Source organism: Pseudomonas grimontii (assembly GCF_007858185.1).
GTDB classification, from domain to species: Bacteria; Pseudomonadota; Gammaproteobacteria; order Pseudomonadales; family Pseudomonadaceae; genus Aquipseudomonas; species Aquipseudomonas grimontii.
Map to the genome: position 1 here is coordinate 220,017 of NZ_VFES01000006.1, position 19,142 is coordinate 239,158.

At 57.2% G+C, this 19,142-nt stretch carries 16 protein-coding genes and 4 tRNA genes; 15 read left to right on the top strand and 5 right to left on the bottom strand.

The annotated features are described in order from the left end of the window. The first annotated feature begins 134 nt into the window (after positions 1-134). From FIV39_RS12485 to FIV39_RS12545, 13 genes are all read left to right on the top strand, one after another. The gene (locus FIV39_RS12485; RefSeq protein ID WP_090406663.1) at positions 135-2,684 is read left to right on the top strand and encodes a FimV/HubP family polar landmark protein; all 2,550 of its coding nucleotides are present in this window, start codon (positions 135-137) and stop codon (positions 2,682-2,684) included. A 141-nt stretch (positions 2,685-2,825) separates the two neighbouring features. Further along, entirely contained in the window at positions 2,826-3,650 is an 825-nt protein-coding gene (gene truA, locus FIV39_RS12490; protein ID WP_090406659.1) for a tRNA pseudouridine(38-40) synthase TruA, read from the top strand. Positions 3,651-3,714: 64 nt separating this feature from the next. Continuing rightward, positions 3,715-4,347 carry a phosphoribosylanthranilate isomerase gene (locus FIV39_RS12495; RefSeq protein WP_090406656.1) on the top strand — a complete coding sequence of 211 codons (633 nt, stop codon included), beginning with the start codon at positions 3,715-3,717 and terminating at the stop codon, positions 4,345-4,347. A 243-nt stretch (positions 4,348-4,590) separates the two neighbouring features. Beyond that, positions 4,591-5,511 carry an acetyl-CoA carboxylase, carboxyltransferase subunit beta gene (gene accD, locus FIV39_RS12500; protein WP_027604076.1) on the top strand — a complete coding sequence of 307 codons (921 nt, stop codon included), beginning with the start codon at positions 4,591-4,593 and terminating at the stop codon, positions 5,509-5,511. Further along, complete coding sequence (gene folC / locus FIV39_RS12505) at positions 5,508-6,815, top strand: bifunctional tetrahydrofolate synthase/dihydrofolate synthase (RefSeq protein ID WP_090406653.1); 1,308 nt, start codon at positions 5,508-5,510, stop codon at positions 6,813-6,815. The genes accD and folC overlap by 4 nt, the downstream gene beginning before the upstream one ends. After that, positions 6,799-7,449, top strand: a complete 651-nt coding sequence (locus FIV39_RS12510) for an SPOR domain-containing protein (RefSeq protein WP_090406649.1) — start codon at positions 6,799-6,801, stop codon at positions 7,447-7,449. Before folC ends, FIV39_RS12510 begins: the two co-directional genes overlap by 17 nt. A gap of 259 nt (positions 7,450-7,708) precedes the next feature. Then, on the top strand, positions 7,709-8,266 hold the full coding sequence (locus tag FIV39_RS12515; RefSeq protein WP_003192538.1) for a CvpA family protein: 558 nt from the start codon (positions 7,709-7,711) through the stop codon (positions 8,264-8,266). 41 nt (positions 8,267-8,307) lie between these two features. Then, the gene (gene purF / locus FIV39_RS12520; protein ID WP_090406646.1) at positions 8,308-9,813 is read left to right on the top strand and encodes an amidophosphoribosyltransferase; all 1,506 of its coding nucleotides are present in this window, start codon (positions 8,308-8,310) and stop codon (positions 9,811-9,813) included. 65 nt (positions 9,814-9,878) lie between these two features. Beyond that, positions 9,879-11,090, top strand: a complete 1,212-nt coding sequence (locus FIV39_RS12525) for an O-succinylhomoserine sulfhydrylase (protein WP_090406643.1) — start codon at positions 9,879-9,881, stop codon at positions 11,088-11,090. A gap of 11 nt (positions 11,091-11,101) precedes the next feature. Then, positions 11,102-11,866 (top strand): SDR family oxidoreductase, encoded by a 765-nt coding sequence (locus FIV39_RS12530; protein WP_090410080.1) that lies wholly within the window; start codon positions 11,102-11,104, stop codon positions 11,864-11,866. Positions 11,867-12,027: 161 nt separating this feature from the next. Next, positions 12,028-12,103 (top strand) — tRNA-Val (locus tag FIV39_RS12535). A 55-nt stretch (positions 12,104-12,158) separates the two neighbouring features. After that, a tRNA-Asp gene (locus tag FIV39_RS12540) sits at positions 12,159-12,235 on the top strand. Between the two features lie 105 nt (positions 12,236-12,340). Further along, positions 12,341-12,417, top strand: a tRNA-Asp gene (locus FIV39_RS12545). Between the two features lie 156 nt (positions 12,418-12,573). On the opposite strand, the gene FIV39_RS12550 is transcribed toward FIV39_RS12545, so the two are convergent. After that, on the bottom strand, positions 12,574-13,857 hold the full coding sequence (locus FIV39_RS12550) for an NAD(P)/FAD-dependent oxidoreductase (RefSeq protein WP_053128857.1): 1,284 nt from the start codon (positions 13,855-13,857) through the stop codon (positions 12,574-12,576). A 184-nt stretch (positions 13,858-14,041) separates the two neighbouring features. Here FIV39_RS12550 and FIV39_RS12555 point away from each other — a divergent pair. Together FIV39_RS12555 and FIV39_RS12560 are read left to right on the top strand one after the other, a co-directional pair. After that, positions 14,042-14,118: transfer RNA gene (locus tag FIV39_RS12555), tRNA-Val, on the top strand. 522 nt (positions 14,119-14,640) lie between these two features. Further along, on the top strand, positions 14,641-15,096 hold the full coding sequence (locus tag FIV39_RS12560; RefSeq protein WP_090406640.1) for a hypothetical protein: 456 nt from the start codon (positions 14,641-14,643) through the stop codon (positions 15,094-15,096). 638 nt (positions 15,097-15,734) lie between these two features. Here the strand turns inward: FIV39_RS12560 and FIV39_RS12565 are convergent. The 4 genes from FIV39_RS12565 to FIV39_RS12580 all read right to left on the bottom strand — a co-directional run bounded on the left by FIV39_RS12565 (position 15,735) and on the right by FIV39_RS12580 (position 18,764). Continuing rightward, entirely contained in the window at positions 15,735-16,091 is a 357-nt protein-coding gene (locus FIV39_RS12565; RefSeq protein WP_090406637.1) for a hypothetical protein, read from the bottom strand. A gap of 626 nt (positions 16,092-16,717) precedes the next feature. Further along, positions 16,718-17,968, bottom strand: a complete 1,251-nt coding sequence (locus FIV39_RS12570; RefSeq protein ID WP_090406634.1) for a hypothetical protein — start codon at positions 17,966-17,968, stop codon at positions 16,718-16,720. 95 nt (positions 17,969-18,063) lie between these two features. Further along, the gene (locus tag FIV39_RS12575; RefSeq protein WP_090406630.1) at positions 18,064-18,354 is read right to left on the bottom strand and encodes a hypothetical protein; all 291 of its coding nucleotides are present in this window, start codon (positions 18,352-18,354) and stop codon (positions 18,064-18,066) included. A 2-nt stretch (positions 18,355-18,356) separates the two neighbouring features. Further along, complete coding sequence (locus FIV39_RS12580; protein WP_090406627.1) at positions 18,357-18,764, bottom strand: hypothetical protein; 408 nt, start codon at positions 18,762-18,764, stop codon at positions 18,357-18,359. Positions 18,765-19,142 lie beyond the last annotated feature (378 nt).

Sequence of the window (19,142 nt, forward strand, 5' to 3'; positions counted from 1 at the left end):
TTCTAACCAAGCGCTATGCTTGGCCCCAAGCAGGAACAGTTGCGCGTCGGTGACCTATCGGCTCGCCATGCCTTATGGCAAGCGGTTACCAACCTTCTCGCAGGCCGGGGAGTGTTCAAACAAAGGATGAGGCTATGGTTCAAGTTCGCAAACTGGTGTTAGCAATAGCGGCCGCCTCGGCGCTGTCCTCCGGTATGGCGCAGGCGCTGCAGCTGGGGGAAATGACCCTCAAGTCGAAGTTGAACCAGCCCTTGTCGGTGGAAATCGAATTGCTCGATGTCGGTGGCCTCACGGCGTCCGAGATCACCCCGAGCCTGGCCTCATCCCAGGCGTTCGTGGACGCGGGCGTCGATCGCCAGGCGTTTCTCAATGACCTGACGTTTACTCCGGTCATCAATCCCAGTGGTCGCAGCGTGGTGCGCGTCACCTCCAGCAAGCCGTTGCCGGATTCCTACGTACATTTCCTGCTGCAGGTGCAATGGCCCAATGGCCGCTTGATGCGCGACTACAGCGTGTTACTCGACCCAAGCAAGTTCGACCAGTCTGCTTCGAATACCGCAGCGCCTGCTCCGCGCTTGAGCGCGCCTGCCAATACTGCGCCCGCTGTGAGCAAGCCGGCGCAGCATACCACCACCCCTCACGACACCTTGTGGGACATTGCGCAGAAGTATCGCAACGGTGGCTCGGTGCAACAGACCATGCTGGCTATCCAGGCACTCAACCCCGGCGCCTTTGTCGGCAGCAATATCAACCGACTGAAAACCGGCCAGGTGCTGCGCCTGCCGGACACGGTAGAAAGCACTGCATTGCCGCAGCCTCAAGCAATCGCCGAAGTGACGGCGCAAAATGCCGCCTGGCGCCAAGGGCGGCGCGCGGCCACCAATCAGGCGGCCGGCCAGCAGCAATTGGACGCCACCAAGCGCAGTCAGGCCGGCAACGCACCGTCCACCACCAATGCCAAGGACAATTTGAGCCTGGTCTCGGCTGAAGCGGCCAGGAAGGGCGGCAAGGGCAAGGCCGGTGACAGCCAGGCCCTGAGCGACAAGCTGGCGATGACCCAGGAGCAACTGGATACCACTCGCCGTGATAACGAAGAACTCAAGAGTCGTGCGGCGGATCTGCAAAGTCAGTTGGATAAACTGCAAAAGCTGATTCAACTGAAAAACGATCAACTGGCGCGTTTGCAGGCAGAAAAAACTGACCCGGCCGTACCGGCGACGGCCGCGATGCCTGCACAGTTGGCAAACGATCCGGCAGCGACCCCTGCAGCGCCCGCTGCCCAGGCCGCCGCGCCAACGCCGCCAGCGCCTGAGGCAGCTAAACCGGTCGCCGCACCTGATGCCACGGAAGGCAAGTTCAATGACCTGCTGACCAACCCGGTTGTCCTCGGTGTTATCGGTGGCGCGGCTGGCCTGGTGGTGTTGTTGCTCCTGCTGCTGTGGGCGCGCCATCGCAACGCCCGCCGAGAAGAGGAAAAGCACTTGCGCATGGCGCGGGCGCTGGCTGAAGAGCCGGAATTTACCCCGAACATCGAACAGGACCTGCCGTCGGACAGTTTCGAAGGCCTCGAAGTGCCGCCGCCTAACGTCAAGCTGGCAGCCGCCCCGGCACCTGCTCCAGTGGTTGCGCCCGGAGTGACGGTTCCGACGGTTGCCTCTGTGCTCTCGCCGCTGGCCGCTGCCGTGGCCCCGCAAAACGCCAGCGATGCCCTGGTGCAAGCCCAGTCCCATATCGACCGTGGTCATCTGAACCAAGCGGCCGATGTGCTGGAGCAAGCGATCAAGCACGAGCCCAAGCGCAGCGACCTGCGTTTGAAGCTGATGGAAGTCTACGGCCTGCAAAGCGACAAGGACGGTTTCGTGACCCAGGAGCGTCAACTGGTGGCCAATGGTGAGAACCATGCCCAGGTCGAGCAGCTCAAGTCGCGCTTTCCCGCGATGGCCGTATTGGCGGCGGGCGTCAGTGCCGCGGTTGCGGCAGCGGCCCTTGACGCTCAGTACGTCAAGGACTTGCTGGAAGACAAGCCGGCTGCCCCTGCTACCGCGCCTGATGCACTCGACACCGATTTCGATCTGAGCCTGGATGACCTGGAAGCGGCATCCCCGGCCAACCTGGACGACGAGCAGACGTTTGCAGCGCTCCTGGAGCAGCAATCGGCGCCCAAGGCCGGCGAGGAAAACCTGTCGGACTTCGATCTGGACCTGCAGCTGAATGACCCGGCGTCCGAACAATCCGACGACGACTTCCTTTCCGGTCTTGAGGATCAGATGAAGGATGTGTCGGCAGTCGAGCCGCCGACCCTGACCCCTTCGGCCCTGGATGACTTCGATTTGCCGGAGGATTTCGACCTGTCCCTGGCGGACGAGCCAGAAACCGCCGCCAAGCCTGATGCGTTCGCTTCGGAGCTGGACGATGTCAATGCCGAGCTGGATCGCCTGTCCCAGAGCCTGGAAAATCCGCCCATCGAACCCTCCTTTACCGCTGAAGACGCGGCGCTGGGCGATGATGAGCCGGAGTTCGACTTCCTCTCCGGCACTAATGAAGTCGCTACCAAGCTCGACCTCGCCCAGGCCTATATCGACATGGGGGATGCCGACGGCGCGCGGGACATCCTCTCCGAAGTGCTCACCGAAGGTGATGAAGCGCAGCGCGGCGAGGCCAAGGAAATGCTCGGCAAGATCTGAAGGTTGATGCACGTCCAGTGTGGGAGCGGGCAAACCCTAACAAAAGCGCACGCCACGCCGCTGCCGCATTTATAATGGCCGCCTTCGCGCAACTCATCAGGCTCTCAGTTCTTGGCAAATATAGATAACCCGGCCGCCGAAATGGCGGCCGCTGGCTTTAACCGCATCGCCTTGGGCGTGGAATACAAAGGCTCGCGCTATCGCGGCTGGCAGCGCCAGGCGTCAGGTGTGCTGACAGTGCAGGAAACCCTGGAGAAGGCGCTGTCGAAAGTTGCTGATTCCCCTGTGTCGTTGATGTGCGCCGGGCGTACCGATGCCGGCGTGCACGCCTGTGGCCAGGTGGTGCACTTCGATACCCAGGCCGAACGCACGATGAAGGCATGGGTGATGGGCGCCAATATCAATTTGCCCCATGACGTCAGCGTCAGTTGGGCCAAGGTCATGCCTGCGCACTTTCATGCGCGCTTCAAGGCGATTGCCCGGCGTTATCGCTATGTGATCTACAACGACCAGATCCGTCCCGCGCACCTCAACGAAGAAATCACCTGGAATCATCGTCCGCTGGATGCCGAACGCATGGCCGAGGCTGCGCAGCATCTGGTTGGGGTGCATGACTTCAGTGCGTTCCGCGCCGGCCAGTGCCAGGCCAAGTCGCCGATCAAGGAAGTCCACCACCTGCGGGTGACCCGCCACGGCAAGATGATTGTGCTGGACATCCGCGCCGGCGCCTTCCTGCACCATATGGTGCGCAACATTGCTGGCGTATTGATGACCATCGGAACCGGCGAGCGCCCGGTGGAGTGGGCCAGGGAAGTGCTGGAAAGCCGCATCCGCCGCACGGGTGGCGTCACGGCGCATCCGTTTGGCCTGTACCTGGTGGATGTGGAGTACCGCGACGAGTTCGAGCTGCCGGAGCGCTTCATCGGACCACACTTCCTCACAGGTTTCAGCGAACTTGGCGGCTGACGCCCGGAAAAGCTTTTGTTACCATCCGGGACTTTCTCGGTCCAACCCCTGAGGTTTCTACGACATGTCTGCCGTTCGCAGCAAGATTTGCGGGATTACCCGCATAGAAGACGCGCTGGCGGCAGTCGAGGCGGGGGCGGATGCCATCGGTTTGGTGTTTTATGCCAGGAGCCCGCGGGCGGTGAATGTGTTGCAGGCGCGGGCGATCATTGCTGCGTTGCCGCCGTTCGTGACCACCGTGGGCTTGTTCGTCAACGCCAGCCGCTGCGAACTTAACGAAATCCTGGATGCCGTACAGTTGGATATGCTGCAGTTTCACGGCGACGAAACCCCGGATGAATGTGAAAGCTACCAGCGCCCGTATATCAAGGCGCTGCGGGTCAAGGCGGGCGACGACATCGCGGGTGCCTGCGCGGCCTATTCCGGCGCGCGGGGCATTCTGCTGGACACGTATGTCGAAGGCGTACCTGGTGGGACCGGCGAAGCGTTCGATTGGTCGCTGATCCCCGAAGGATTGGGCAAGCCGATCATCCTCGCGGGTGGGCTCAATCCCGCGAATGTCGGGGCGGCGATCGAACAGGTTCGGCCGTATGCCGTGGATGTCAGTGGTGGGGTGGAGCAAGGCAAGGGCATCAAGGATCACGGCAAGATTCGCGCATTCATGCACGCGGTGCGCAACAGCAGTGGCGGGATGTGACGGCTGGCAGTCTGCCGCCGTCCATAACTACCACTGTGTAAAACAGCCCGGCGCCGCCTGAGGGAGGCCCGGAAATGAAGTGGCAACCTGCACTGGCAGGCTGTCTGGAAGGCTGAGGATGCAGGCTGGAAATGGCAGGTCGAACGTCTGACCCCGTCCAGCCTGCGTCATCGCCACATATGAATTTAGCTCAAGGGCATACGCGGGGCTGTGTTCAAGCCACCGGTACTGGAGAAAGAAAGCATGAGCAACTGGTTAGTAGACAAACTGATCCCTTCGATCATGCGTTCCGAGGTGAAGAAAAGCTCGGTTCCTGAAGGTCTGTGGCACAAGTGCCCATCCTGCGACGCGGTGCTGTACCGCCCCGAGCTGGAAAAGACCCTGGATGTTTGCCCCAAGTGCAACCACCACATGCGTATCGGCGCCCGCGCCCGCATCGACATCTTCCTCGACGCCGACGGCCGTAACGAGCTGGGCGCTGACCTGGAGCCGGTTGACCGTCTCAAGTTCCGCGACGGCAAGAAGTACAAGGACCGCCTGACCGCTGCACAAAAGCAGACCGGTGAGAAGGACGCGCTGATTTCCGTCAGCGGCAAGCTGCTGGGCATGCCGGTGGTGGTCTCGGCGTTCGAGTTCTCCTTCATGGGCGGTTCCATGGGTGCCATCGTCGGCGAGCGCTTCGTGCGCGCCGCCAACTATGCCCTGGAAAACCGTTGCCCGATGATCTGCTTCGCCGCCTCCGGTGGTGCGCGCATGCAGGAAGCGTTGATCTCCCTGATGCAAATGGCCAAGACCTCTGCGGTGCTGGCGCGTCTGCGCGAGGAAGGCATTCCGTTCATCTCCGTGCTGACCGACCCGGTCTACGGCGGCGTTTCCGCCAGCCTGGCGATGCTGGGTGACGTGATCGTCGGTGAGCCAAAAGCCCTGATCGGCTTTGCCGGCCCGCGTGTGATCGAGCAGACCGTGCGCGAAAAGCTGCCGGAAGGCTTCCAGCGCAGCGAGTTCCTGCTGGAACACGGTGCAATCGACCTGATCATCCCGCGCGGCGAGCTGCGCCCACGCCTGGGCAGCCTGCTGGCACAAATGATGGGCCTGCCGACACCTGTTTACGTCGCGCCTAAAGTCGAGCCAATCGTTGTGCCGCCGGTGCCTGCGAACCTATGACCCAACGTACCCTGGGCGAATGGCTCGCCTACCTTGAGCAGTTGCATCCGTCCGCCATCGACATGGGCCTGGAGCGCTCGCAACAGGTAGCGGCCCGCCTTGGGTTGGGCCGGCCGGCACCGCGCGTGATCACGGTGACCGGCACCAACGGCAAAGGCTCTACCTGCGCCTTTGTTGCCGCGCTGCTGCAAGCCCAAGGGCTGAAAGTAGGCGTGTACAGCTCGCCGCACTTGCTGCGTTACAACGAGCGGGTGCAACTCAATGGCGTCGAAGCCACTGATGAGCAACTCTGCGAAGCCTTCGCCGCACTCGATGCCGGGCGGGGCGAGATTTCCCTGACTTACTTCGAAATGGGCACCCTGGCGGCGTTCTGGCTGTTCGAGCGTGCGCAACTGGATGTGGTCGTATTGGAAGTGGGCCTGGGCGGACGCCTGGACACCGTCAACGTGGTGGATGCCGACTTGGCGCTGGTCACCAGTATTGGCGTGGACCATGCCGACTACCTGGGTGATACCCGCGAGTCCGTGGCCTATGAAAAGGCCGGGATCTTCCGCCAGGGCAAGCCTGCGCTGTGTGGTGACCTGGATCCGCCGCAGCCCTTGCTCGACAAGGTGCGTGAGCTGGATTGCGCGTTCTTCCTGCGTGGCCGCGAATTCAATCTTGAGATCGGTGATCAGCACTGGCAGTGGCGCGGGCGGGATGCGCGTGGGCAGGCTGTAGAGCTGCGCGATCTGCCCTTGCTGAACCTGCCGATGGAGAACGCCGCGCTCGCGCTGCAAGCCTATCTGTTACTGGACCTGCCTTGGCATGCGGAGCAGATTGCTGCGACTTTACTGGCGACCCGCGTTGTGGGGCGCCTGGACCGTCGCGCGTTCGACTGGCACGGCAAGCGCCTGAACCTGCTGCTGGATGTGGGGCATAACCCCCATGCGGCGCAATACCTGGCAAAACGCCTGGCGCGCACGCCACCGGTGGGGCGTCGCCTGGCTGTATTCGGTTTGCTCGCCGATAAGGACCTGGAGGGCGTGGTTGCGCCGTTGCTGGACAGCGTCCAGGCTTGGGCGGTAGCGCCGTTGGATACGCCCCGTAGCCGTCCGGCCCATGAGCTTGAGATCGCGTTACAGAACCTTGGTGCGCCCGTGGCGTCGTATGCAAGCGTGACTGCTGCCCTGGAGGCTCAGTGCGCGGTGGCGACGGCCGAGGACGAAATTCTGTTGTTCGGATCATTTTATTGTGTTGCCGAGGCGCTTGAGTGGTTGGCCCGGCGCTCCACGGAGGAAGCTGCACATGGCATTACTGGATAGCGCATACAAGCAGCGAATGGTTGGAGCCCTGGTGCTGGTGGCATTGGCGGTGATTTTCCTGCCGATGCTGTTTTCCCGCCAGGACGAGCAGCGCCAAGTGGTTGTCGAGGCCCCGGCTGCGCCCCAGGCACCCGCGGTGCCGCAAGTGCAGGTTCAACCGGTGGTAGTGCCTGAGCCGCAGGCGTTGCCGGAAGAAGAGCCTGTGCCGACCGATGATGAGGTGGCTGCGCAGCAGGCGCCGTCGATGCCGGTGCAGCCAAGCGTGCCGGTGGTCAAGCCGACACCTGCTCCGGCTGTCGCCGCCAAGCCTGCGCCTGCGCCCAAGCCTGTAGCGCCACAGCCTGCCGCTCCGGGCAAGCCGGACGTGGGGCAGAGCCGTATCGATCCGAATGGCTTGCCGATCAGTTGGTCGATTCAGGTGGCCAGCCTGGGCAATCGCGAAGGCGCCGACGCTTTGCAGAAGAAGTTGCGTGCCCAGGGTTACAACGCCTACATCCGTAGTGCCGACGGCAAGAACCGCGTGTTTATCGGGCCGCTGATCGAGCGTGCCGAGGCCGACCGGCTGCGGGACTTGCTGGACCGTCAGCAGAACCTGAAGGGCTTCGTGACCCGCTTTCAGCCTGAGCGCGGCTGAGTCCGCATCGATTTCAGCCTGGGATGCAACCAACTGTGGGAGGGGGCTTGCTCCCGATAGCGGTGGATCAGTCAGCACTATGCAGTGATTGATAAGCCGCAATCGGGGGCAAGCCCCCTCCCACATTGGTTTTGTGGTGAGGTTGAAATGTGATTGGCTCGCCACAAACTATTGATTTGCAAAGCAGCCGCAATCACAGCTTACCGACAGCCCGACGCTCTGCTAAAATGCGCCGCCTTATCCGTCCGCAGGCTCAAACGTGCCATTTACCTGGGTTGACTGGGCGATCGTTGCAATCGTCGCCATCTCCGCTTTGATCAGTCTAAGCCGCGGCTTCGTAAAAGAAGCACTGTCGTTGCTGACCTGGATCATCGCAGGAGTCGTAGCCTGGATGTTCGGGGGTTCATTGTCGGTCTACCTGGCCGGATACATCGAAACACCTTCGGCTCGCGTCATCGCGGGCTGCGCCATCATGTTCATCGCCACGCTGCTGGTGGGGGCAATGGTCAATTATCTTATTGGCGAGTTGATACGTGTCACCGGTCTCTCCGGGACCGATCGATTTCTCGGCATGGCCTTCGGCGCTGCGCGTGGCGCGTTGCTGGTGGTCGTGGCGGTCGGGCTGTTGAGCCTGGGGCCGGTACAGCAGGATTCGTGGTGGCAGGAGTCGGTACTCGTGCCAAAATTTCTATTAGTTGCAGATTGGTCCAAGAACCTCATATTGGGGTGGAGCAGTCAGTGGCTGGCCAGCGGAATCAGCGTACCCGCTGATCTTCCGTTCAAGGAACACCTCTTGCCGGCCAAAACGCCGCAGTAAGTTGTGTTCAGTCAAGATTCATTAAGTAGGGGTTGCGTCGCATGTGTGGCATCGTCGGTATCGTCGGTAAGTCGAACGTCAATCAGGCGCTGTATGACGCGCTAACCGTCCTCCAGCACCGCGGCCAGGACGCTGCCGGTATTGTAACCAGCCACGACGGCCGGTTATTCCTGCGCAAGGACAACGGGTTGGTACGTGACGTGTTCCATCAGCGTCATATGCAGCGCCTCGTCGGGCACATGGGCATTGGCCATGTGCGTTACCCGACCGCCGGCAGCTCGACGTCGGCCGAAGCTCAGCCGTTCTACGTCAACTCGCCTTACGGCATTACCTTGGCGCACAACGGCAACCTGACCAACGTTGAACAACTGGCCAAGGAGATTTACGAATCTGACCTGCGCCACGTCAACACCAACTCCGACTCGGAAGTGCTGCTCAACGTGTTCGCCCACGAGCTGGCCCAGCGCGGCAAGCTGCAGCCGACCGAAGAAGACGTGTTCGCCGCCGTGATTGACGTGCACAACCGTTGCGTCGGCGGTTATGCCGTCGTTGCGATGATCACCGGCTACGGCATCGTCGGCTTCCGTGACCCGCACGGTATTCGCCCGATCGTGTTCGGCCAGCGTCACACCGACGAAGGCGTCGAGTACATGATCGCGTCCGAAAGCGTGTCCCTGGACGTGCTGGGCTTTACCCTGATCCGCGACCTCGCGCCGGGCGAAGCGGTGTACATCACCGAAGACGGCAAGTTGCACACCCGTCAGTGCGCCGTAGCGCCGAAACTCACCCCGTGCATCTTCGAACACGTCTACCTGGCGCGTCCGGATTCGATCATCGATGGCGTTTCGGTGTACAAGGCGCGCCTGCGCATGGGTGAGAAGCTGGCCGACAAGATCCTGCGCGAGCGTCCCGAGCACGATATCGACGTGGTGATCCCGATCCCGGACACCAGCCGTACCGCTGCGCTGGAGTTAGCCAACCACTTGGGCGTCAAGTTCCGCGAAGGCTTCGTGAAGAACCGTTACATCGGTCGTACCTTCATCATGCCTGGCCAGGCTGCGCGCAAGAAGTCGGTGCGCCAGAAACTCAACGCCATCGAACTGGAATTCCGTGGCAAGAACGTGATGCTGGTGGACGATTCCATCGTGCGCGGCACCACCTGCAAGCAAATTATCCAGATGGCCCGTGAAGCCGGTGCGAAGAACGTGTATTTCTGTTCCGCAGCGCCTGCCGTGCGTTACCCGAACGTGTACGGTATCGACATGCCGAGCGCCCACGAACTGATCGCCCACAACCGCACGACCCAGGACGTGGCCGACCTGATCGGCGCCGATTGGCTGATCTACCAGGACCTGCCGGACCTGATCGAAGCGGTCGGCGGTGGCAAGATCAAGATCGAGCAGTTCGACTGCGCCGTGTTCGACGGCAAGTACGTGACCGGTGACGTCGACGAGGCCTACCTGAACAAGATCGAGCAGGCGCGTAACGACTCGTCGAAGATCAAGACCCAGGCGGTCAGCGCGATCATCGATCTGTACAACAACTGAGTAGACACCGGCCCTGAGGGGCCGGTTTTGTATCTTAAATAAAGAATTGAGTAAGGAGTCGCAGCATGAGTCAGGAATGGGATGCCGGTCGGTTGGACAGCGACCTCGATGGCGTAGCTTTCGATACCCTGGCTGTGCGCGCCGGCCAGCACCGCACCCCGGAAGGTGAGCACGGTGACCCGATGTTCTTTACCTCCAGCTACGTGTTCCGCACGGCGGCCGACGCCGCCGCGCGCTTTGCTGGCGAAGTGCCGGGTAACGTTTATTCCCGCTACACCAACCCGACTGTGCGCGCGTTCGAAGAGCGCATCGCGGCGCTGGAAGGCGCAGAACAGGCGGTAGCAACGGCCACCGGCATGGCGGCGATCCTGGCGGTGGTAATGAGCCTGTGCAGTGCCGGTGACCACGTGCTGGTGTCGCGCAGCGTGTTTGGTTCGACCATCAGCCTGTTCGAGAAGTATTTCAAGCGTTTCGGTATTGAGGTGGATTACGTGCCCCTGGCGGATCTGTCCGGCTGGGATGCGGCAATCAAGTCCAACACCAAGCTGCTGTTCGTCGAGTCGCCGTCCAATCCGTTGGCCGAGTTGGTGGATATCGCCGCGTTGTCCGAAGTGGCACACGCCAAAGGCGCGATGCTGGTGGTCGACAACTGTTTCTGCACGCCTGCCTTGCAGCAGCCGCTGAAGCTGGGCGCGGACATCGTGGTGCACTCGGCTACCAAGTTTATCGACGGCCAGGGCCGTTGCATGGGCGGCGTTGTTGCTGGTCGCGGCGAGCAGATGAAGGAAGTGGTGGGCTTTTTGCGCACTGCCGGCCCAACCTTGAGCCCGTTCAACGCCTGGATCTTCCTCAAGGGCCTGGAAACCCTCAGCCTGCGTATGAAAGCCCATTGCGCCAACGCTCAGGCCCTGGCCGAGTGGCTGGAGCAGCAGGACGGTATCGAGAAAGTGCATTACGCCGGCCTCAAGAGCCATCCGCAACACGCATTGGCCCAGCGCCAGCAGCGTGGCTTCGGCGCGGTGGTGAGTTTCGAAGTGAAGGGCGGCAAAGAGGGCGCGTGGCGCTTTATCGATGCGACGCGCCTGATCTCCATCACGGCCAACCTGGGTGACAGCAAGACCACCATTACCCATCCGAGCACTACGTCCCACGGACGCCTGGCGCCGCAAGAGCGTGAGGCGGCCGGTATCCGGGACAGCCTGATCCGCATCGCGGTCGGCCTGGAAGATGTCGCTGACCTGCAAGCTGACCTGGCTCGCGGGCTGGCTGCCTTGTGATCGAGTGGTCCCTGGAGGCTGCAGCGGCCGGTAATGGGCGCGTCGCCCTGGTGACGGGAGCGGCGCGGGGCATTGGCCTCGGAATTGCCGCGTGGCTGATCTGCGAAGGCTGGCAGGTGGTCTTGACTGACCTGGACCGCGAGCGCGGTTCCAAAGTGTCCAAGGTGCTGGGCGACAACGCCTGGTTTATCACCATGGATGTGGCTGATGAGAAACAGGTGGCCCAGGGGGTTGCCGAAGTCCTGGGGCAATTCGGTCGCCTGGACGCATTGGTCTGTAACGCTGCGGTGGCCGACCCGCACAATATCACCCTGGAAAGCCTTGATCTGGCTTACTGGAACCGCGTGCTGGCCGTTAACCTCAGTGGGGCGATGTTGCTGGCCAAGCACTGTGCGCCTTACCTGCGCGCCCACGGCGGGGCCATTGTCAACCTGGCGTCGACCCGGGCTCGCCAGTCGGAGCCGGATAGCGAGGCCTATGCCGCGAGCAAGGGCGGTCTGTTGGCGCTGACGCATGCCTTGGCGATGAGTCTCGGGCCGGAGGTGCGGGTGAATGCGGTCAGTCCTGGCTGGATCGATGCCCGCGATCCTGCGGCGCGGCGTGCCGAGCCTTTGACCGATGCCGATCATGCCCAGCACCCGGCGGGCAGGGTGGGGACGGTGGAGGACGTGGCGGCGATGGTGGCGTGGTTGCTGTCGCGCCACGCCGGGTTTGTCACCGGGCAAGAGTTTGTGGTGGACGGTGGCATGAGCAAGAAGATGGTCTATGAGCAGTGAAGAGCAGCTTCAAGCGATGAGCTGCAAGTTAAAGCGGATTTTGGTGGCTTTCGACTTGTAGCTTGCAGCTTGCAATTCGAAGCTGTTTTTGAAAAAAACTCAATCCTGCTATTGACTTAGGTCCGCTACCTGCGTAAATTTCGCGGCCTCAACGAAGCAAAGGGTGATTAGCTCAGCTGGGAGAGCATCTGCCTTACAAGCAGAGGGTCGGCGGTTCGATCCCGTCATCACCCACCACTTCTTGAGAGTTTTGCCTTCGGGTAAGACGCAACGTTAAAGGTTGCACCGACGCGCAGCGGTAGTTCAGTCGGTTAGAATACCGGCCTGTCACGCCGGGGGTCGCGGGTTCGAGTCCCGTCCGCTGCGCCATATTTTCCAGGTTCGATTTATCGGGCTTGAGATTGAACAGCCAAGGCTGCTTGATCAGATGTTTAAAGACGGTTGAGGTGGTTTACTCACCCGGTCAAGCGATACGCAGCGGTAGTTCAGTCGGTTAGAATACCGGCCTGTCACGCCGGGGGTCGCGGGTTCGAGTCCCGTCCGCTGCGCCATATCTGCATCAAGGCCCACTGAACGCCTTGAAGCACAAAGAAAGCCACTGGCTACTTTGATCCGATAGCAAAGACCCTGGTCGAAAGACCGGGGTTTTTTGTGTCTGCGATTTGGCAATTTCTGCGGGAGCCGGCGAACCGGCTCCCATTGATTTGTCAGAAGCCAAGCTTATCTCGCAGCCCGTAATACCAAGCCCCCAGTGCCGCAAACGGCGTGCGCAACAGTTGCCCGCCCGGGAATGGGTAGTGCGGCAGGTCGGCAAACGCATCAAAACGCTCTGCCTGGCCCCTCAGCGCTTCCGCCAGCACCTTGCCCGCCAGGTGGGTGTACGTCACGCCATGGCCGCTGCAGCCCTGTGAGTAGTAGATGTTGTCGCCCAGGCGACCGACCTGCGGCAAGCGCGACAGAGTCAGCAGGAAATTGCCGGTCCAGGCGTAGTCGATCTTCACATCCTTGAGTTGCGGGAAGGCCTTGAGCATTTTCGGGCGGATGATTGCTTCGATGTTCGCCGGGTCGCGCGCGCCATACACCACGCCGCCGCCGAAGATCAGGCGCTTGTCGCTGGTGAGGCGATAGTAGTCGAGCAGGTAGTTGCAGTCCTCTACGCAGTAATCCTGCGGCAGGAGGGTCTTGGCCAGTTCGTCCCCGAGTGGCGCCGTCGTGATCACCTGAGTGCCACAGGGCATCGACTTGGCCGCCAACTCCGGTACCAGGTTACCCAGGTATGCATTGCCCGCGACGATGATGAACTTGGCCCTGACCTTGCCTTCGGCGGTGTGGACCACCGGGTTGGCGCCACGCTCGATGCGTACTGCCGCCGATTGTTCGTAGATCGTACCGCCCAGGGACTCCACGGCTGCGGCTTCACCCAGCGCCAGGTTGAGTGGATGGATGTGGCCGCCACTCATGTCCAGCAGTCCGCCGACATAGTTGTCACAGGCCACTACCTCGCGAATACGACGCTCGTCCAGCAGCTCCAGCTGTGTATGGCCGTAGCGCTCCCACAAGCGTTTCTGCGACTCCAGGTGGCCCATGTGCTTGCTGTTGAGTGCTGCGAATACGCCACCGTCCTTCAGATCGCATTGGATCTGGTATTTGGCGACCCGCTCGCGAATGATCCTGCCGCCCTCGAACGCCATCTGCCCCAGCAACTGTGCCTGCTGGGGGCCGACGCTGCGCTCGATCACGTCAATGTCGCGGCTGTAGCTGTTGACGATCTGCCCGCCATTGCGGCCCGATGCGCCAAAGCCCACCTTGGCGGCTTCCAGTACCGTCACGCGAAAACCGTTCTCCAGCAGAAACAGCGCGCTGGACAGGCCGGTATATCCGGCACCAATCACGCACACATCGGTTTCAACGTCGCCTTGCAACATTGGGCGCGGCGGAACGGCATTTGCGGAAGCGGCGTAATACGACTGGGGGTAGGGGGTGTTCGCCATCCTGGAACCTCTGTTTTATATTTTTTACGAGTGCCCCGATCCTACCTGAGTTGAAAATTGCCTGCCAGCCACCCAAAAAAGTGCGGTGCACCGACTGCAAATAAATAATTCGCATATTCATAGGGTTAGCTGCAAAAAAGATGTTGACACCCCTTCGGAATTCCGTAGAATGCCGCCTCACAGCAGGCACGTAGCTCAGTTGGTTAGAGCACCACCTTGACATGGTGGGGGTCGTTGGTTCGAGTCCAATCGCGCCTACCAAACAAAATCCGCTCTGCTGGGCGGTGTGAAGGGGAATCCGAAAGGGTTCCCCTTTTTCTTTGCCTAAGAAAACGTTCACAAATTATAGGCTTCGTTCACACAAGGCAATGTGAACGTGGATTCATGCCTGCCTCTGTTCACACTCAGATTTGTGAACGACTCTACCTAACCCATTGATATGCATGGCTCGTTCACTATCTTGTCTAGGTGGTGGTACGTTCGCAAGCTCACTCCCTTGCCCGTTGCTCGTGCCTCGCAAGGGCAGGCTTCTAACCAACTGAGCTACGTGCCTGCTGTGAGGCGGGTACGCCTGTCGGCCACGCTCAACACCCTACGCTCTGTGGTGAATCCTGCACGCTCTGTGTGCTGCTGTAGGGCTGGCGGGGGCGTCTCTCTAGGGGTGGGGCAGGGGGTGTGGGGTGGGGTGCTTATATATGCAATGTCGCTAATGAATTTCTAGGAAAAATTCTATACGTCTCTCCCGCTGCTATAGTGTCAATACGCTATGTGCGAGGGGAAGCAATGTCTGAGTACAATTTGACGAGAGAGATACTCGCGCTATCTCAATCCACCTCATGGGATGAAGCTAAGCGTGAATGGGCGCTTCACAATATTTATGAGGCGGATGAATTTGAGACTTGCTTGTGCGGTCATTATCCGATTAAAGAAGTCTGTGTACTTCAAAACAAGAAAAATCGAAGCATGGCTACGGTAGGGAACTGCTGTGTTAAAAAATTTATTGGCTTACCCTCAGATCTGATTTTTCAGGCAGTGAAACGTGTTCGAAAGGATGAGAGTAAGTCGCTAAATTTTGAAGCGATTACTCATGCATATACAAGAGGCTGGATAAATGAGTGGGAGTATAAATTTTCAATTGATACGATGAGCAAGAGAAAGCTTTCTGATAGACAGCTTGAGACACGCATGAAAGTTAATGAGAAAATGCTTAATAATATGAAGAAAAATCCAAGCGCTTGATTGCCTCGATAGAAGGGTGAGTTATGAGATGGATTGCAGCTTCAATTGTATGCTCCGCTTTGATTCTCTCATACGCTATCAGCATGCCTTTTCGTGACTGCGTGGCTGGCTATGTGACCCAAGCAAAATCCGACGATGATACGACGCGTGCATTGGCTGCGATGACCTGCCAAGTTCGGCGAGGCTAGGGCTTGACGCTACTCACTGCACGGCGTATATCAGTAGCTGTGCAAACGGGCCTTGCGTAAGCTGAACTGTATGTCCCTGACTTTGAGGGGCGCGAATGTGTAAGTAGCGGTAGGGCGAACCTTCAATGGTGTAGTTCTATCAGGAACGCACAGTCGGTCGCATCGAGACTATAAGCGATGGGAGTAGCCACGCTCAGACGTGGAACGCTCACCCCTTCTGGCGTGGTTAGGAGGGCAGGTGACTGGTAGCTGAACTATCAGGCGTAGAGGGCGTTAGCCCCTATGAAGAACGGCCAGTGTGGTAACGCATTGAGCACCCCTGAGGGGCATCTAGGTAAGCCTAGAATCTGAGCATCACGCTCTACCTGCCCTTGCTATGTCCAGTGCCCACTGTTTTAAATTGAACGCTAGCTTCTATGATCAATGCACTCATCTCGTCTTAATAAATAATTATCTTGGTTTGCTGTCTACGAGCTTCATTCGTCGAATATCTGCGTCGTATTCTTCCTGAATGCGTTTGTCGATAGCAATTTCACGCTCAACCTCTAATTTGCGTGGGCGTCCTACAGGTCTTACGCCACCAGTTACCTTTAACATCTCCTTAACGGCAGCAATATTTCCATTGACTAGCTCCTGTTTCAATATCTCAATTGATTTGTCATGCCAATAGATACGGTGTTCCTCTTTCCATCCTTGTTCTTCTGCGTAAGTGTCAAGCGTAATCATGCTGACGCCTAAACGCTTAGCTAGTGCGCAATGTGAGTTTGTCTCAATGTATTCTGTCTTGTCTTTATCTGTTAGGTTCATTACTTGTCTCTGTTTTTAATTATGGTTGTTAGAGTTGATGAGTAGCGGGCGCTCTCTCAATTTCCTCTAGTGAACATCTTGATAGATAGCCTACTGCTTGAAGAGAGAGGCCATGATTATATGAGATGTCATACAGCGCTTGGTGGTCCTCACGCTTAGCAATAATCTCTTTGGCTAAACCCCTTCGTATGGTGATGCTATGAATTACGAAAGAGGTTAGATCAGGTATTCTAATATTATCATTGTCTGACATTGTGTTGTCCTGGGTAAGTTGTCTTAACGTCACTGCGTGACAGAGGCAAAAGCAAAAGCACGCCACGGAGTGGCATACGCATAAAGAAAGGATCAAGAGCGATACATTGGTAGGTGCTCTGCTTTTGATTTTATCTTTTAATGCGTGCTCTTTGTCGGCTATGCCGACGTTGCTTTTGCTTCTAAGCATAAGATTGGTAGTCTTGTATGCTTTAAAAGATCAAAAACCCTTAAAGGTCTTTAAGAGAAAATGATCTCAGTATTGACGCCGTTGATCTATGGTATATCTATATCTTTAGGGGAGCCCCTCTACAGGCCACGTAATACAAGGGGGTTTAGCGATTTGGTGACAAAGAAATGAGCTTTTCTTGTCACTAAATTTCTAGCCAGTTTTCTAGCATGGTTTTCATTCGCTCACTAGCAACCAAGATGCTCATAGGGTTGTGAGTTCTTATCGACCCTCTGAAGATGAATTGAAGCATGTAGCCTAGTGCATATTTCTCAGCGTCAATCTCAATGTCCAAGGTCTTATAATGTTGAACTATTGAGACGTTCGGGTAGACGTTGTACGCGTATATGCAATTGGTCCTGTCTGCAAAATCGTTGGTTGCTCTAGTGTTCCAAGGAACGAATGTCCTGTGTTTGGAGCCGTCTTTATTATCTAGGTCAGTCTGCCAGCGCTTATGAGTCATAACCTTTAATTGTTGGTACGGTGTGGAGCCTATTGGTGCCGTCCAGAAGTATGCACCCTTCGGCATACTCTTCTGTCTAGCATTCTCTAGGCTCGCACCAAGAACTTTCAGTGACTCACTGTCAGCATTTTCAAACCATGAGTAAGAGAATGTATGTGGTGCATACATACCTCTGTCATCTCTCTGTATCTCTAGCACCTTCTTGGGCGTATTGATAATGCTGAGCTTGGACTTGATAATGCGCTTGATCTCCTCCTCTGAGCGTAGTCCTTCTGGGTAGTAGGGCGTGTAGCTCAGCTTGTTAACTTTCAGCCATGCAGCCATTAAGCTACCCTCAAAAAGGTAGGTTAGAATGGTAGCGGTCTTGGCAGCATCAATGACGCAAGGAGGTGTTCGAGCAATGAAGATACTATCTCCATATAACCATAGAGAGCCTATATCGCATTTGTTCTTCACTGAAAGGTCACGGCCTTTATAGTTTGGATACTTTATGTGATTCCATTCTACCTTGCCGCTTTCAGCAATGTTAATCATGCCAGCCTCGGCGAGTGCTGTAATGTCTTGAGGGTGGTACTCTTTCCAGACTTCAATCATGTCCATCGTTTCATCAATGATTAAGTGGTAGCCATTCTCATAGATGATTTGTACTGTGTCCTTATCAATGTCCTCGAATAGCGCATGGGTGCATGCAATATTGTGTCCGGCAGTGAGAAGGTTTTTGAGGTGTGAAGCCTTGCTAAGTGAACTCGTACCAGGAGCCTTGAAGTCTAGTGCGGGGAGTTCTAGTTGGATGCGCCCTTTGGTTTTCCCGTCACCCACTTCGCTAAGGTAGGGAGATACGAATAGCCAGCGCTTATCTGAGTTTGTGCGGATATGGTCGAATACCCAAGTGGTTTTTCCTGCCCCACATATTGCGTCAACTACTCTTATCAATAGGTAGCTCCGATTGTTGTTTTTGTAATTGTCTTGTGTTGTCGGTGCGGTAGATGTGTGTGGCTAGATGTTTATATTTTTAAATGTCCCATGGGTTACTTGGGTTCAATCAGTTTCCCTTCTGTGATTAAGTTATCTATCGTTCTGGTAATATGTCGAGCGTCTGTGAAGGTTCCTTCAAGCTCTACAGGGAGCGAGCTGTTACCATGAACGGACAGCACCTGATATGAGCCATATTGAGTCATACCATACTCACTCCCTTTGTAGTCCCTAATGCCTGAGATGAGTTTGTTCTTTTGCTCAATGCTACAGTCGATAGCGCCTAGCGCTGAGCGACGTTGTTCTAGCACTTTAATTTCTGCTGGTGTTAGGTCTACTGCTTTCATGGTTATTCTCCTTGATTATACATTGCGCGAATGGCTGCCATCAGTTCCGCTTGCTCTTTCTGGGTTGCACCAGTGAGGACGGATTTAGTGGTGCCTGTAATATTTCCAAACGCATCACGTTGGACAATGCTTTGCTTGGCCTGCTGAGCGGATGAGTTATATGCTGTGTCCAAGTCAGTAAGCTGTCGAACAAGAGGGTCTGCTTTATAAAGCTCGTCTCGTACCTTCTGCTTAGATGCCTTCCACTGTGCTAACGCATCCTTAGAGGAAGTCAATGGATTACCTCTAGGTGCGGGAGGTTCTTCGACTAGCTGATAGCCCCGTTCGATAAGGTCTGTTAGGACTGCCATTGAGGTATTACCTGTCTGACGTGCGAGTTCGTTGATTTCTGTCATGGTTATTGTGTTCATTAGTCATACTCCAGCGGGATTGTTTTAAATTGATTGCGATATGAAGACCCAAGTCTTACCTTTCGGATGACTATGAGTTCATGCTTTACTAGATATTGAATTACTTTGCTGCATGCGCTAGGTGACTTGCCTGTCGCTGAAGAAAACTCTGTGAGAGAAATTTCACACCAGCGTGCGCCATCGTTGCTATTATTTCTGATCATCAAGTACATGAGCTTTCGGTCAGTTGTGTTAAGGCTCATGGCTTTACTTTCTATGATTTTTTCGATTTCCATTATTGTCCTCTCTTTAGATTCCTCTTCAGCTGTGTTGTTTTGGAAAGCTCATCGCCCAGGCAATAAAAAAGACCGCAACCTACTGACTCTGTGTAAGCAGTGT

Excerpts from the sequence above, each read along its gene's own strand:
- FIV39_RS12485 (WP_090406663.1), top strand. The coding sequence starts at position 135 with ATGGTTCAAGTTCGCAAACTGGTGTTAGCAATAGCGGCCGCCTCGGCG.
- truA (WP_090406659.1), top strand. The coding sequence starts at position 2,826 with ATGGCGGCCGCTGGCTTTAACCGCATCGCCTTGGGCGTGGAATACAAA.
- FIV39_RS12495 (WP_090406656.1), top strand. The coding sequence starts at position 3,715 with ATGTCTGCCGTTCGCAGCAAGATTTGCGGGATTACCCGCATAGAAGAC.
- accD (WP_027604076.1), top strand. The coding sequence starts at position 4,591 with ATGAGCAACTGGTTAGTAGACAAACTGATCCCTTCGATCATGCGTTCC.
- folC (WP_090406653.1), top strand. The coding sequence starts at position 5,508 with ATGACCCAACGTACCCTGGGCGAATGGCTCGCCTACCTTGAGCAGTTG.
- FIV39_RS12510 (WP_090406649.1), top strand. The coding sequence starts at position 6,799 with ATGGCATTACTGGATAGCGCATACAAGCAGCGAATGGTTGGAGCCCTG.
- purF (WP_090406646.1), top strand. The coding sequence starts at position 8,308 with ATGTGTGGCATCGTCGGTATCGTCGGTAAGTCGAACGTCAATCAGGCG.
- FIV39_RS12525 (WP_090406643.1), top strand. The coding sequence starts at position 9,879 with ATGAGTCAGGAATGGGATGCCGGTCGGTTGGACAGCGACCTCGATGGC.
- FIV39_RS12550 (WP_053128857.1), bottom strand. The coding sequence starts at position 13,857 with ATGGCGAACACCCCCTACCCCCAGTCGTATTACGCCGCTTCCGCAAAT.
- FIV39_RS12560 (WP_090406640.1), top strand. The coding sequence starts at position 14,641 with ATGTCTGAGTACAATTTGACGAGAGAGATACTCGCGCTATCTCAATCC.
- FIV39_RS12565 (WP_090406637.1), bottom strand. The coding sequence starts at position 16,091 with ATGAACCTAACAGATAAAGACAAGACAGAATACATTGAGACAAACTCA.
- FIV39_RS12575 (WP_090406630.1), bottom strand. The coding sequence starts at position 18,354 with ATGAAAGCAGTAGACCTAACACCAGCAGAAATTAAAGTGCTAGAACAA.
- FIV39_RS12580 (WP_090406627.1), bottom strand. The coding sequence starts at position 18,764 with ATGAACACAATAACCATGACAGAAATCAACGAACTCGCACGTCAGACA.